This window comes from Microbispora rosea, assembly GCF_044460045.1.
Lineage (GTDB): Bacteria > Actinomycetota > Actinomycetes > Streptosporangiales > Streptosporangiaceae > Microbispora > Microbispora rosea.
Map to the genome: position 1 here is coordinate 134,725 of NZ_JBITJO010000008.1, position 14,698 is coordinate 149,422.

The window sequence follows — 14,698 nt, forward strand, 5'->3', positions numbered from 1 at the left end:
GCTCTTCCCGGCACATGGCGGACGGCGACATAGATGTCTGCCCTCCTATGTGGGGCGGGTCATGGACAGCACGTCCAGCGCCCGGTCGAGCTGCTCCTCGGTCAGCGCGCCGCTCGCCACGTGGCCGCGCTCGATGACGACCTCACGGATCGTCTTGCGCTCCTTCAGTGCCTGCTTGGCGATCCTCGCGGCCTCCTCGTACCCCACGTACCGGTTGAGCGGGGTGACGATCGAGGGCGACGACTCGGCGTACTCGCGCAGGCGGCCCACGTTGGCGGTGATCCCGGCGACGCAGCGGTCGGCGAGCAGTCGCGACACGTTGGCCAGCAGCCGGATCGACTCCAGCACGTTGCGCGCCATCACCGGCAGCATCACGTTGAGCTCGAACGATCCCGAGGCCCCGGCCATCGTGATCGCGGCGTCGTTGCCCACGACCTGCGCGGCCACCATCGTGACGGCCTCCGGGATCACCGGGTTGACCTTCCCCGGCATGATCGACGATCCCGGCTGCAGGTCGGGCAGGCTGATCTCACCGAGGCCCGCGCGCGGGCCCGACCCCATCCAGCGCAGGTCGTTGGCGATCTTGTTGAGCGAGACGGCGATCACCTTGAGCATGCCCGACAGCTCGACCAGGCCGTCGCGCGCACCCTGCGCCTCGAAGTGGTCCCTGGCCTCCGTGAACGGCAGGCCGGTCGTCCGGCTCAACTCGGCGATCACGGCCTGCGCCCAGCCGGGGCCCGGCACGTTCACACCGGTGCCCACGGCCGTGCCGCCCAGCGGCAGCTCGGCCAGGCGCGGCAGCGCGGCCTGGAGCCGTTCGAGTGCCAGCTCGATCTGGGTGGAGTAGCCGCCGAACTCCTGGCCGAGCGTGACCGGCGTCGCGTCCATCAGGTGGGTGCGGCCCGACTTCACCACGTCGGCGAACTCGGTGGCCTTCTCCTCCAGCGCGGTCGCCAGGTGCTCCAGCGCGGGCGTCAGCTCGTGCACCACGCCGTACGTCGCCGCGACGTGGATCGAGGACGGGAAGACGTCGTTGGACGACTGGGCGGCGTTGACGTGGTCGTTCGGATGGACGGGCCGCCCGAGTCGCTCCTGCGCCAGCGTCGCGACCACCTCGTTCATGTTCATGTTGGACGAGGTGCCCGAGCCGGTCTGGAAGACGTCCACCGGGAACTGGTCGTCCCACCGTCCCTCGGCGACCTCCTCGGCCGCGTCCTGGATGGCCTCCGCCATGTCCTTGTCGACGACGCCGTACTCGGCGTTGACCCTGGCACACGCGGCCTTGATGCGGGCGAGCGCCGCGATGTGCGCGGTCTCCAGCCCCCGCCCGGAGACCGGGAAGTTCTCCACCGCCCGCTGCGTCTGGGCCCGCCACTTCGCACGGGCGGGCACCCGGACCTCGCCCATGGAATCGTGCTCGATGCGGAATTCGTCCATGCCTCAGTCTTTCACCCGCCCAGATCCGCCCCCTCCGAACGGCCGGTCTCGGGGGCCGGCGGTGTCCGGACAGTCGCAGCAGTCACTTCGCGAAGATGAAGACGCCCAGGAGGATCAGCGCGAGGACGCCGAAGAGCGCGATCCCCATCGTCACGAGCACCCGGACCTGGGTCTTGGCGTCCGGCTCGCCGGGACTCTGCATCGCGAACAGGTCCGTCCCCAGGCTGGGAGACCCGCCCGGGGCGCCGTCCCCGGGCGGGAGGAAGGGGCCGGGGTGCAAGGGACCGGGGTGCAAGGAACCGGGGTGCAAGGAACCGGGGTGCGGCGGGGTGGCGGGAGGCCCCGGCATGGGCGCCGGGCCGTTCCCGGTGAAGCCGGGACCGGGGGGCGGGGGCGTCGCCGGTCCCCGGCCGGGCAGCCTGCCGGGCACCGTGGTGCTGTGCCTGTCGGCGGCCTCGGAGGCGTGCTCTGAGGCGTGCTCGCGGACGGGCTCGCCTGCGGCGCCGTTCCTGGTGCCGCCCGGAGGCGGGGCAGGGAGGCGGGGACCGCCTGCGGGGCGGGGGACGACCATCGTGCGGTTCGCGTCGTCCTCGTCGTCTCCGGTCATGGTCCTTCCAAGGGGCCGGGCGGCCGAGCCGTTGCCGTCCGGACGCGCCGTCGCATCATGTGCGGGGGTCGGGGGTGGGGGCGGCGCCGGTGCCGCTGTCACGGCGGGAATGGAGCCCGTGGGGGTGTCGGCGATCAGGCGCAGCATCGCGGCGGCGCGCTCCGGCGTGAGGCGCGCGGTGTGGTCCTTCACCAGCAGTCCGTCCAGGACCTGCCGCAGCGGACCGGCCTGCGCGGGCGGGTCGGCCTCCTCCGTCATCAGGGCGGCCAGCGTCTCGCCGACGGTCGAGCGTTCGTAGGCCGGCCGTCCCTCGACGGCGAAGTACAGCGTCGCGCCCAGAGACCACAGGTCGGACTCGGGGCCGGTGTACTCGCCCCGGGCCCGCTCCGGCGCGGTGTATCCGGGCGAGCCGATCACCATGCCGGTCTGGGTGAGCGCGTGGTCGCCGAGCGCCTTGGCGATGCCGAAGTCGGTCAGCACCACTCTGCCGGTATCGGTCAGCAACACGTTCGCCGGTTTGACGTCGCGGTGCAGGATGTCCTGGGCATGGGCGGCACGCAGCGCGCCGAGCAGGTCGTAGCCGATCTCCGCCACCAGACGCGGCGGCAGCGGGCCCTCCTCGTCGATCACCTGTTCCAGCGAGCGCCCCTCGACGAGCTCCATGATGATCCACGGGATGCCGTCGGACACGATGACGTCGTGGATGGTGGCGACGGAGGGATGGCTGACACGCGCCGCCATGCGGCCCTCGCGCATCATGCGTTCGCGCAGCTCCTGGCGTTGCCGGGGGCTGAGCGAGGGGTCCTGGCGAATCTCCTTGACCGCGATCTCCCGGCCCAGCGACCGGTCGTACGCCCGCCAGACGGTGCCCATGGTTCCCCGTCCGATGCGGGTGCGCAGCTCGTAGCGGTCGGCAAGCGGCCGAGGGTGCTGTTCCGGCATATCTAGAAAGATAGCGATTCCGCCTTGGAAATCGCTTTCTGGTTACTTGATGAAGATTCTCGGCCAATACCGGCGGGGGAGCAGCAGCTTGATCATCTTTGCCACGTGCCGCATCATGGGAATGCGCACGACCTGGTGGAGCGCGGGCTCCGACGGCTTGCGGTGCAGGCCCTCGCTCGGCCGCCGCCGCTGGGACGGCACGGCCGGCGCCTCCCGCGAGTAGCCGAATTCGCGCGGATAGCCGCGCCGGCGGCCGGACTGCCCCGACTGTCCCGACTGCTGGTGCGGGCCGCTGAACGCGCCACTGTGGGAGCCGCTGTAGGGACCGCTGTGGGAGCCGCTGTAGGAGTCTCCGTAGGGGCCGCTGCGGGACCCGGAGTAGGACCCGCCGTGCCGCAGCTGACCACTCTGGCCGAACTGCCCGTACTGCCCCGACTGCCCGTACGGCCCGGACTGTCCGCGGGAGCCGTACAGGTCGTACCGCCCCGAGGCGTACGGGTCGTACGCGTTGGGCTGGACCGGCTCCCCGGGCCGGTGCGGCTGGCCGTACGGCCCCTGCTGGCGGTGTGGCCCGGAGTCGCGGTCGCGCGGCGTCACCTTGGGCGTGGGGCGCGACTCGGCCCGGTGCTGTCCGCGCTGGCTGCGCTGCGACGGCTTGCGGGTCTCGGGAGCGGTGGGCTGCGGGGCGATGGGCGGCGGCGTGGGCCGGCCGGTCCGGAACGGGGAGGCGAACGGGTCGTCGGCGACGCCCCCGGCCGCGACCCTGGACAGCGCGTGGGCCGCGCGGACGCCGTCGAGCCTGGCCGCGGGGTCGATCTGGAGCAGGCCGCGCAGGACCGGGGCGAGTGGTCCCGCCTTGTCCATGGGGATCGGAGCGCCGCTGGTCAGCGCCGCGAGCGCGGCCGCCGCCGTACGGCGGCCGTGCAGGCCGCGGCCTTCGACGGCGGTGTAGAGGGTGGCGCCCAGCGACCACAGGTCGGCCGCCGGGCTCGCCTTGTCGCCGAGGACGCGTTCCGGGGCGATGTACCCGGCGGAACCGAGGACGATCCCGGCCTGGGTGATGGAGGCGTCGCCCTCCAGGGCGGCCAGCCCGAAGTCGGTCAGCACCGCCCGGTCGTCGTCGGTCACCAGCACGTTGCTGGGCTTCACGTCACGATGCAGGATGCCCTTGGCGTGGACGGCGCGCAGCGCGCCGAGCACCTGCCGGCCGATGTCGGCCACCCGGCGCGGCGGCAGTGGGCCCTCCTGGCGGATGAGCTCCTCAAGCGACCGCGCCCTGAGCAGCTCCATGACGATCCAGGGGCGGTCGTCCTCGGTGATGACGTCGAAGAGCGTGATGACCGAGGGGTGGGCGACCATGGCGGTCGCCCGGCCCTCGCGTTCGGTGCGCGCGCACAGCTCCGCCCGCAGGTCCTCGTCCAGGACCAGCGGAAGCCGCACCTCCTTGACAGCCACCTCGCGGTCGAGCAGCTCGTCACGCGCGCGCCACACAGTGCCCATCCCGCCGCGCCCGACCGGCTCGATCAGCCGATAGCGCGCGGCTAGCAGGTATCCGGACGGCGCACGCATGGGTGGCAGCTTACCGATTTGTGTAGTGCGACCTGTAGAGACCATGCCGGGAAATTGTTGAGATCTTCTGTCAAAGATCCTGACAACCTCCCCGCAGATCAGCGCCGTCCGATGGTAAGGACGGGACCGGTCGTGTCGGCGAAGAAATCGTCGCCCTTGTCGTCGACGACGATGAAGGCGGGGAAGTCCACGACTTCGATCTTCCAGACCGCTTCCATGCCCAGCTCCGGATATTCCAGGACCTCGACCTTTTTGATGCAGTCCTGGGCCAGCCGGGCGGCCGGGCCGCCGATCGAGCCGAGGTAGAAGCCGCCGTACTTCTGGCACGCCTCGGTGACCTGCTTCGACCGGTTGCCCTTGGCCAGCATCACCATCGAGCCGCCCGCCGCCTGGAAGCGCTCGACGTACGAGTCCATCCGCCCTGCGGTGGTGGGGCCGAAGGAGCCGGACGCGTAGCCCTCGGGGGTCTTGGCCGGACCGGCGTAGTAGACGGCGTGGTCCTTCATGTACTGCGGCATGTCCTCGCCGGCGTCGAGCCGCTCGGCGATCTTCGCGTGGGCGATGTCGCGGGCCACGACGAGGGGGCCGGTGAGCGACAGCCGGGTCTTCACCGGATACCTGCTCAGCTCGGCGAGGATCTCCGGCATAGGACGGTTGAGGTCGACGCTGACGACGTCGCCGCCGAGGTGCTCGTCGGTGGTGTCGGGCAGGAAACGGGCGGGGTCGGTCTCCAACTGTTCGAGGAAGACGCCCTCCGGCGTGATCTTCGCGAGCGCCTGCCGGTCGGCGCTGCAGCTCACCGCGATGGCGACCGGGCAGGACGCGCCGTGCCGGGGCAGCCGGATGACGCGTACGTCGTGGCAGAAGTACTTGCCGCCGAACTGCGCGCCGATGCCCAGCTTCTGGGTCAGCTCGAAGACCTTCTTCTCCATCTCCAGGTCGCGGAAGCCGTGCCCGTTCGGCGAGCCCTCGGTGGGGATGGAGTCGAGGTAGCGGGCCGAGGCGTACTTCGCGGTCTTCAGGGCGTACTCCGCGCTGGTGCCGCCCACGACGATCGCCAGGTGGTACGGCGGGCAGGCGGCGGTGCCGAGCGAGCGGATCTTCTCCTCCAGGAAGGCGAGCATGCGCTTCTCGTTGAGCACCGCCTTGGTCTCCTGGTAGAGGAATGACTTGTTGGCCGAGCCGCCGCCCTTGGCCATGAACAGGAACTTGTACTCGTCCGGGTGGCCGTTCGGGTCCTCGGCGTACAGCTCGATCTGGGCCGGCAGGTTGGAGCCGGTGTTCTTCTCGTCCCACATCGTCAGCGGCGCCATCTGCGAGTAGCGCAGGTTGAGCTTCGTGTAGGCGTCGTAGACGCCCCGGCTGAGGTGCTCGGCGTCGCGGCCGTCGGTCAGCACGTGCCGGCCGCGCTTGCCCATGACGATCGCGGTGCCGGTGTCCTGGCACATCGGCAGCACGCCGCCGGCCGAGATGCTCGCGTTCTTGAGCAGGTCGAGGGCGACGAAACGGTCGTTGCCGCTCGACTCGGGGTCATCGACGATCTTGCGGAGCTGGGCCAGGTGGGATGCCCGCAGGTAGTGCGAGATGTCGTGGATCGCGGTCTCGGTGAGCAGCCGCAGGGCCTCCGGCTCGACCTCCAGGAACCTGCGCCCGGCGGCCTCGGTGACCCGCACCCCCTCGCTGGTGATCAGGCGGTACTCCGTCTCGTCCGGTCCAAGCGGGAGCAGGTCGGTGTAGTCGAACTCCGGCATCGTCCTCGGTTCCTCGTGGTCTGCCCGGTCGGGCGCGCCCGCCCTGCGGACCGCCCATGGTCTTTGCACAGCGTACGGCGCACGGGCGGCGGTCATCATGTCCGGGCTATGCGTAGCTTTTGAATAACTTCATACTGACTATCTGACCACAAAGCGGGATAATTGAGACAGAGGACAGAGAAGGGAGGGGTCATGAGCGCCGAAGTGTGGGTCATGGTCATCTTCGCGATCGGCATTCTCGTGGCCCTGGCGGTGTCGCTGCTCACGCTCGTGCTGCGGCAGGTCAGGGACGGCGAGATCACCTGGTGGTCCCCTCCCGGGAGGCGAGTGACGCCGCGCGAGGAGCCGCCGCCGGCCGGGCGGGCCGAAGAGCGGGCCGAAGAGCGGGCCGACGGGCGGGCTGACGGGCGGGCCGACGGGCGGGCCGACGAGGCGAGGGCGAGCGGAGCCCGAGGGCGATCCCGCTGATCACGAGGGCGGCTCCCGCCAGGTCGGCCGCGGAGGGGACGGCGATCCCCAGAAGGGCGGCCGTGGCGAGCGCGCCGACAGGGATCATCCCGGCGAACAGCCCGGCCCGGTCCGCGCCCAGGCGGGGCAGCGACCGGTACCACAGGAAGAACGCCACGGTCGTCACCACCAGGGCGAGGTAGACGAGACCGCCCGCCTCCGCGGCGGTCGGGGCGCGCAGCACGTGACGGCCGTCCAGGGCGAGGCCGGCGACCAGCAGGAACGGCACCGCCAGCGCGGCCGTCCAGGCGGAGAGCCTGAGGGGGCCGATCAGCGGCAGCAGCGGCAGGGCCAGCAGCGAGAAGCAGAGCTCGCAGACCAGGGCGCCCAGGGACCACAACAGCCCGGGCAGGTTGCCGCTGCCGGCGCCGGTCGCCAGGGAGGCTCCGGCGGCCACCACCAGACCCGCGGCCACGACGCGCGGGGAGGGCCGGGTGCCGGTGAAGATCGGTCCCACGAGGGCGAGCGCCAGCGGCACGGTGCCGAGGACGATGCCGGGCAGCGCGGGCCCGGCCGCGCGGGTCGCCTCGACCACGCAGACGTTGAACAGCACGAGCCCCGTCAGCGACAGCGCGGCGAGCAGCGCCCACTCGCGCTGCCGGAGCCGCACGAGGCCGAGTCCGCGCGCCCGGGCGACGGCGAGCAGGATCACGGTGGCGAGGGCGTAGCGGAGCGCCTGCCCCCCGTAGACCGGGTAGTCCGCGATGACGCCGGAGACCGCCGCCAACGTCCCCACGAGGAACATCGCACCCGCCGCTCCGGCCACATGAGTGTTCATGTCAGGGATGCTAGGGACGGCTTGGCCCTCGCTCATGGTCCAATCACACGCGTTTAGAGTGGGCCAATGGCCGATCTCCATCTCGTGGTCGACAGGACCGCCGGCGGGCTCGCCGGGCAGATCGCCCGCGAGTTGCGGGAGGCCGTCCGTTCCGGGCGGCTCGTCCCCGGCGCCCGCCTTCCCGCGACCCGCGACCTCGCCCGCGATCTCGGCCTCTCGCGGGGCGTCGTGGTCGAGGCGTACGAGCAGCTGGCGGCCGAGGGATTTCTCGAATCCAGGACGGGCGCGGGCACGAGGGTCGCGGCAAGGGTCGCGGCAGGGGCCGGGCGCCAGGCCGCCCCTGAGCGTCCCGAGGACCGGCGGGACGGCTGCTGGCCCCACTACGGCCATCGGCCCACGTCCCCGGATCTCGGCCTGTTTCCCCGGCAGGCGTGGCTCGCCGCCGTCCGCCACGTCCTGGCCACGCTGCCCAACGCCGGGCTCGACTACGGCGACCCCGGCGGTGTGCCGGCCCTGCGCCGCGAGCTCGCCGCGTACCTCGGCCGGGTGCGCGCGGCCGACGCGTCACCGGACGACGTCGTGGTCGTGACCGGGGTGGCCCAGGGGCTCAGCCTCGTCGTCCAGGCCCTGGTGCGGGACCGGGGCCGCGGCATCGTCCTCGCCGTCGAGGACCCGACGAGCGCGCGTCAGCTCCCGCTGCTCCGGCGGGCCGGGGCGGACGTCGTCCCCGTGCCCGTCGACGGAGAGGGGATCGTCGTCGGGGCCCTGCCGGGCGACGCCGACGCCGTGGTGGTCACTCCCGCGCACCAGTACCCGACCGGCGTCGTCCTGTCCCCGGCCCGCCGCGCCGCGCTGGTCGACTGGGCGGCCCGCACGGGCGCCCTCGTGCTTGAGGACGACTACGACGCGGAGTTCCGCTTCGACCGCGACCCCGTCGGGTGCCTGCAGGGCCTCGCGCCCGACCGGGTCGTGCTCGCCGGCAGCGTGAGCAAGGCGCTCGCCCCGGGGCTGCGGCTCGGCTGGATCGCGGCGCCCCCGCGCGTCGCCCGCGCCGTACGGCTCGCGCGCGGCGAGCTCGACCTCGGCTCGCCGGTCATCGACCAGTACGTGCTCGCCCACCTCATCGAGAGCGGGACGTACGACCGGCACCTGCGCCGGATGCGGCGGGAGTACCGGCGGCGCAGGGACGCCCTCGCCGACGCCCTGGCCGAGCACCTGCCCTGGTTGACGGTGCGCGGCATCTCGGCCGGGCTGCACCTGTACGCCGAGGTGAACGCAGCGGACGCAGCGGACGCGGAGGACGGGGGCGACCCGTCCGGCCTGGCCGAGGCCGCCCGCGCCGCGGGCCTGTCCGCGGAGGTCGTGACGTCGGCGCACGGATCGCCGGGGCTGGTGCTCGGCTTCGCCCGCCTGCCCGCCCACCGCGTCGCCGAGGCCGTACGCGCCCTGGCGGGGAACGCCGGAGGGGAGGTCAGGGGGTGACGACGGTGGTCGCGGTGGCCGGCTCGGCCCTGCGCGGCTGGAAGCCGCGTGCGAGCAGGATGATCGCGGCGGCGAGGACGAGCGGTGCGGCGAAGGCGACGCGGAAGCCGGAGGCGTCGGCGAGGCCGCCGACGAGCGCGGCTCCGACGATGAACCCCACGTAGTTGAACATGTTGACGCGGGCGATCGCCACGCCCGTGCCCGCGGGGTCGAGGCGGCCGGCCGCGGAGAACGACTGCGGGGCGACGACGGACAGGCCGATGCCGGTGAGGGCGAAGCCCGCGATCGCCAGCGGCACCGTCGGCGCCGCCACGATCGCGACGAAGCCCAGCGTCGCGACGGCGCCCCCGGCGCGCACGATGGCCGCCGGGCCCCACCGGCGCACCGCGAAGTCGCCGCCGACCCGCACCAGGAACGTCGTGAGCTGGTAGGCCCCCAGGGCGAGCGGGATCACGGTCGCCGACGCGTGCAGGACCTTGTCCATGAAGACGGTGCCGAAGTTGGAGACCGACGAGTCGCCGACGTAGAGGAACGCCATCGCGAGGCAGAGAGGGATGATCGGGCGCCATGCGACCCCGGCCGGCCTGGCCGCGCCCGCGGCCTCGTCGCGGACCGCGGCCGCGCGGTGCTCCTCCTCCGGCCGGTAGAGCCAGATCGAGGCGAGGACGGCGACCGCGGCGGCCGGGACGAGGGCGATCGCGAACGTGACGGGCAGGCCGAGGCCGAGGGTGGCCGCCGCGGAGGCCCACACCGACCCGATGACCGCCGCCACGCTCCACAGCGCGTGGAACCCGGTGAGCACCGCGCGTCCGTACTCGCGTTCGACCGCGACGCCCTGCATGTTCATGCCCGCGTCCACCCCGCCCAGGCCGAGGCCGAACAGGACGTTGGCGGCCACCAGCATGGGGACGTTGGAGGCGAGGCCCGCGAGCACGACGGCGGCGCAGGCGAGCGGCTGCACCAGGCGCAGGACCAGGCGGCTGCCCCATCGGGACGCGGCGACGCCGGCGAGCGCGCTGCCGGCCCCCGCGATGACCGGGACGACGAGGAGCAGGACGGTCAGCTCGCCGTCGGTCAGGCCGTGCTTGCGCTGCAGCGCCGCCACCTGGGTGAGCAGTGTGGCGAAGGTGAGGCCCTGGACGAAGAACACCGCGAACGTGGCGAGCCGCGCCTGCCGGTCGCGAGAAGCGGGCGCCGTGTCCCGCGCCGACGCCGTGTCCTCTACTGGCATCGTGGGCCTCCACGAACATGAGGGGGGTTCAAGTTTTCGCCAGCGTAGGAGCCGTCACCCGCCCGGTCAATGGGGTCCGCCGGTCAGGACCGGCCGCCCGCCCCGCGCGCGGCCATCCAGGCGGCGATCTGGGCCCGGGACGCGAAGCCGAGCTTGTCCAGGATGCGCTCGACGTGGCCCTCCACGGTCCGCTGCGAGATGACGAGGGCGGAGGCGATCTCCTTGTTGCTCCGTCCCTGCGCGATCAGCTCGGCGATCTCCTGCTCACGCCGGGTGAGCGGGGACGGCTCGGCCGCCGGGGGGCGTTCCGGCGGCGCGGGCTCGGCCTCCGCGACCGTCTCGCCCGCGCGCGCGAGCCCGCGCTCGGCCCGGTCGCCGATCGCCTCCTCGATCGCCTCGGACATCGTCAGCCGGTTCCCCCTGCGGGTCTCGCGGCTCAGGGCCCGGTCGCCCAGACTCGTACGGAGATCGGTGAGGCACCGCTCGTGGAACTCGGCGAACCGCTTGTCGCGGCGCGGCGCCATGCCCACGGAACAGCCGATCTCCTCCGAGGCCGCGAGCAGCCGGGCGGCGCAGGCGTGGCGGCCTTCGCTGGCCTGCACCCAGGCGATGACCTCCAGGTTCATCGCGATGTTCAGCCGGTCGCCCAGGTCGCGGGCGAGCAGGAGGGACTCGCGTGCCATCGCCAGCGCTCGGGCGTTCTCCCCGCCCTGCCACAGGTGGATGGCGAAGATCGCGTATACCCAGGCCCGGCCGGAGCACTCGCCGTGGGCCTCGGCCAGCGCGAGAGCGCGCTCGAACAGCCCCGTGGCGCGGGCCCGGTCGCCGAGGTAGCCGACACCGGCCGCGAGCGTGATGAGGGCGGTCAGCAGGCCGGTCAGGTTGCCGACGGCCTCCTCCTCCTCGACCGCCCGCTCCAGCAGCGGGTTCGCCTTCGCGTAGTCGCCCGAGTAGTGCTCCGCCATTCCGGCCATCAGGGACGTCTGCGCGAGCGCTTCCGGGTCGCCCAGCCGCTCGGCGAGCGCCCGGCTCTCCGCCAGCAGCCGCCGGCCCCTGTCGGTGTCACCCTGGATGAGCACCAGTTCCGCGTCGGCGCACAGCGCCAGCGCCCGCGGGACGGTGGGCTCGGGCGCCGCCCACAGCATGCGGTCCAGCCAGTGGCGGCCCTCGTTGTAGTAGGCGTTGGCCAGCCAGCAGGGGTCGGTCAGGTGAAGGGCCATCCGCAGTCCGGTTTCCGCCTCGCAGGGCTCCTGCAGGCAGAAGTCCATCGCCGCACGCAGGTTCGCCTGCTCCAGGTTCAGCCGTCTGAGCCAGGAGAACTGGTCGGGGCCGAACCACTCGGCGTCCGCCTGCCGCGCCAGCAGGAAATAGTGATCCCGGTGCCGCCGCTGGAGCGACCGGCGCTCCGCGGGCCCGCTGAGCCGCTTGCGGCCGAACTCGCGCAGGGTGTCGAGCATGCGGTAGCGGACCGCACCTCCGTGCTCCTCGCGCAGGAGCAGCGACTTGTCCAGCAGCGCGTCGAGCAGGTCGAGCACGTCGTCCCGTTCGATGCCGTCGCCGGTGCACACCGCCTCGACGGCGTCCAGGTCGAAGTGGGAGGGGAAGATCGACAGCCGGGTCCACAGCGTCCGCTCCGCCGCGGGCAGCAGCTGGAAGCTCCAGTCGACCAGCGCGTGCAGGGTCTGCTGACGTGGCACGGCCGCACTGCTGCCTCCGGTGAGCAGGCGATAGCGGTCGCGCAGGCGCTCCACCAGCGCGCTCACCGACAGGGCCCGCAGCCGCACCGCGGCGAGCTCGATGGCCAGGGGGATGCCGTCGAGCTGGCGGCACAGCTCGGCGACGGCCGCCTGGTTGTCCTCGGTGACGGTGAAGCCGGGCAGGACCGCCGCCGCCCGTTCCGTCAGCAGGCTGATCCCGTCGTACAACTCCAGTGACCTGCGGCTGAGCGGCCGGTCCGGCTCGGGGACGGGCAGCGGCGAGATCTTCATCTGGTGCTCGCCGGTGATGCCGAGCGACTGCCTGCTCGTCGCGAGGATGCGCAGCTCGGGGGCCGCCCGCAGGAGCCGGTCGGCGAGCACGGCGCAGGCGTCACGCAGGTGTTCGCAGTTGTCCAGCACGAGCAGGGTCCGCTGCGAGGAGAGCACCTGCTCCAGCGCGTCCACAGGGCAGTCCGCCGCCTCGTCCCGCACGCCCATGGTCGCCGCCACCGTCTCCGCCACGAGCGCGGGATCGGTGACGGTGCTGAGGTCCACCAGCCAGACGCTGTCGAACGCGCGGCGCTGCTCGGCGGCCGCCCGCAGGGCCAGCCGGGTCTTGCCCACGCCGCCCACTCCGGTGAGGGTCACCAGGCGCGACGCGGAAAGCAGCCGCCTGATCTCGGCCAGCTCACGCCTGCGGCCGACGAAACTCGTCAGGTCGGCCGGAAGGTTGCCGACCTGCCGTGTCACCGCCCCCGCGACCACCTCCTCACGCTAAGCGGCCACGAAGTCCCCGGTCAATGGCGGGGGGGGCGACGCCGGGCGCCGCGTCGCATGGTGACCATCGTTCGTGGACCGCTTACTCTCGATGGTGTGAGCAGCAGCGAGTCCTCAGCCGCAAAGTGGATCTCCGCCTTCCTCTCGCCGCGCACTCCGGATACGCCCGACCCCTCCCTGCTGCGGGCCTCCGACGCCGATCGGGAGCGGATCGTCGAGGTGCTCTCCGACGCCGTCACCGACGGGCGGCTCACGCCGCTGGAGCACGAGGAAAGGGTGGAGCGTGTCTGGGCCGCGCGGACCCTCGGAGAGCTGGCCGAGCTGACCGTGGACCTGCTGCCGCCCGAGAGCCAGCCGTTCCGGATGGACAGCCGTCCGGTCACCGCGTTCTTCCGTACGGAGACCCGCGGCGGCCGGTGGGTCGTGCCCTCCCAGGTGCCGGTGACGTCGCTGGGCGGCACGGTCACGATGGACCTGTGCGAGGCGCTGCTCCAGTCGCGGCACGTGGTGGTGCAGCTCGCCGTCATGGCCGGCACGGTCAACCTGACGGTCCCCGAGGGCGTGCGGATCGTGACCGCCCCGGACGCCCGCGTCCGGTCGCTCAGGAACGAGGTGCGGCTCCCGCCGGGCGCGACCGGCTTCGCGCCGGACGCGCCCGTGATCGAGCTCGCCGGGTTCGTCTTCGGCGGCAAGGTCGTCGCCCGCTCGCCGAAACGCCCCCGTCGCCGCCTGTTCGGCCGGTAGGCCGCCGCTAGACGGCCGTGTCGAAGTTGATGGCGCTGTAGGCGCCGAGCTTCCAGAGCTGGTGCTCGCTCTCGATCTTGCGGATCGTGCCCGACCGTCCCCGCATGACGAGGGAGTGCGTCACCGCCGCGCCGCCCTGGAACCGCACGCCGTGCATCAGCTCGCCGTCGGTGATGCCGGTCGCGGCGAAGAACACGTCGTCGGAGCGTACGAGGTCGTCGGTGGTGAGCACCTGGTCGAGGTCGAGCCCGGCGTCGAGGGCCTTGAGACGCTCCTCCTCGTCGCGCGGCCACAGCTTGCCCTGGATGACGCCGCCCATGCACTTCAGCGCGCAGGCGGCGACGATGCCCTCGGGCGTGCCGCCGATGCCGAGCATCAGATCGACACCGGTGCCGTTGCGCGCCGCCATGATCGCGCCGGCCACGTCGCCGTCGGTGATGAAGCGGATCCGGGCGCCGGTCTCCCGGATCTCCTTCACGATCCGCTCGTGCCGGGGCCGATCGAGGATCACCACGGTGACGTCGGACGGCTTGGCGCCCTTGGCCCGGGCCACGGCGCGGATGTTGTCGGCCACCGGGGCGTTGATGTCGACGTGCTCGGCCGCCTGCGGGCCCGTGACGAGCTTCTCCATGTAGAAGACCGCCGACGGGTCGTACATCGAGCCGCGCTCGCTGACCGCGATCACGGAGATCGCGTTGTTCATGCCGAGCGCGCATAGCCGGGTGCCGTCGATCGGGTCCACGGCGACGTCGCACCCGGGGCCGGTGCCGTCGCCGACCTCCTCGCCGTTGAACAGCATCGGCGCGTTGTCCTTCTCACCCTCCCCGATCACCACGACGCCCTTCATCGACACCGTGTTGATCAGTTGGCGCATGGCGTTCACCGCGGCGCCGTCCGCCCCGTTCTTGTCGCCGCGTCCCACCCAGCGCGCGGCAGCCATGGACGCGGCCTCGGTCACCCTGACCAGTTCCAGAGCCAGGTTGCGGTCGGGTGCGCGTTCCCCCGTCGCGAGAGCGGCCGGTACGTGATCAGCCATTGGTCCCCTTTTAGGTAGGTGCCGTTCTAGCGATCGTAGTTCGCGAGGCCCTTCTTGTCCGATTGGTCTGAACCTGTTGGGCCTGGTGGGAGGCCATTTGAGGGCACGGACCCCCGGAACGGACGGGTCGGGGATATCGT

The 14,698-nt window shown here is 72.4% G+C and carries 10 protein-coding genes; 2 read left to right on the forward strand and 8 right to left on the reverse strand.

What is annotated here, in order from left to right:
* Nucleotides 1-45: 45 nt before the first annotated feature.
* The 5 genes from ACIBK1_RS29680 to ACIBK1_RS29700 all read right to left on the reverse strand — a co-directional run bounded on the left by ACIBK1_RS29680 (nt 46) and on the right by ACIBK1_RS29700 (nt 7,591).
* Nucleotides 46-1,437, reverse strand: coding sequence for a class II fumarate hydratase (locus ACIBK1_RS29680; RefSeq protein WP_030507539.1), 1,392 nt, complete (start codon nt 1,435-1,437; stop codon nt 46-48).
* 82 nt (nt 1,438-1,519) lie between these two features.
* The gene (locus ACIBK1_RS29685; RefSeq protein WP_396738998.1) at nt 1,520-2,986 is read right to left on the reverse strand and encodes a serine/threonine-protein kinase; all 1,467 of its coding nucleotides are present in this window, start codon (nt 2,984-2,986) and stop codon (nt 1,520-1,522) included.
* A gap of 42 nt (nt 2,987-3,028) precedes the next feature.
* On the reverse strand, nt 3,029-4,555 hold the full coding sequence (locus ACIBK1_RS29690) for a serine/threonine-protein kinase (protein ID WP_231513846.1): 1,527 nt from the start codon (nt 4,553-4,555) through the stop codon (nt 3,029-3,031).
* A 98-nt stretch (nt 4,556-4,653) separates the two neighbouring features.
* Nucleotides 4,654-6,306, reverse strand: coding sequence for a fumarate hydratase (locus ACIBK1_RS29695; protein WP_030507536.1), 1,653 nt, complete (start codon nt 6,304-6,306; stop codon nt 4,654-4,656).
* Nucleotides 6,307-6,604: 298 nt separating this feature from the next.
* Nucleotides 6,605-7,591 (reverse strand): DMT family transporter, encoded by a 987-nt coding sequence (locus ACIBK1_RS29700; protein WP_396739000.1) that lies wholly within the window; start codon nt 7,589-7,591, stop codon nt 6,605-6,607.
* A 66-nt stretch (nt 7,592-7,657) separates the two neighbouring features.
* Between ACIBK1_RS29700 and pdxR the strand changes: the two genes are divergently transcribed.
* Nucleotides 7,658-9,073, forward strand: coding sequence for a MocR-like pyridoxine biosynthesis transcription factor PdxR (gene pdxR / locus ACIBK1_RS29705; protein ID WP_396739002.1), 1,416 nt, complete (start codon nt 7,658-7,660; stop codon nt 9,071-9,073).
* On the opposite strand, the gene ACIBK1_RS29710 is transcribed toward pdxR, so the two are convergent.
* Nucleotides 9,063-10,304, reverse strand: coding sequence for an MFS transporter (locus ACIBK1_RS29710; protein ID WP_030507533.1), 1,242 nt, complete (start codon nt 10,302-10,304; stop codon nt 9,063-9,065). The genes pdxR and ACIBK1_RS29710 overlap by 11 nt on opposite strands.
* A gap of 83 nt (nt 10,305-10,387) precedes the next feature.
* Nucleotides 10,388-12,766, reverse strand: a complete 2,379-nt coding sequence (locus ACIBK1_RS29715; protein WP_036406062.1) for an ATP-binding protein — start codon at nt 12,764-12,766, stop codon at nt 10,388-10,390.
* Nucleotides 12,767-12,874: 108 nt separating this feature from the next.
* Between ACIBK1_RS29715 and ACIBK1_RS29720 the strand changes: the two genes are divergently transcribed.
* A complete protein-coding gene (locus ACIBK1_RS29720) occupies nt 12,875-13,522 on the forward strand; it encodes a DUF1707 SHOCT-like domain-containing protein (RefSeq protein WP_231513845.1) in 648 nt (215 codons plus the stop codon).
* A 7-nt stretch (nt 13,523-13,529) separates the two neighbouring features.
* On the opposite strand, the gene glpX is transcribed toward ACIBK1_RS29720, so the two are convergent.
* Nucleotides 13,530-14,558 (reverse strand): class II fructose-bisphosphatase, encoded by a 1,029-nt coding sequence (gene glpX, locus ACIBK1_RS29725; RefSeq protein WP_030507530.1) that lies wholly within the window; start codon nt 14,556-14,558, stop codon nt 13,530-13,532.
* Nucleotides 14,559-14,698: the final 140 nt, after the last annotated feature.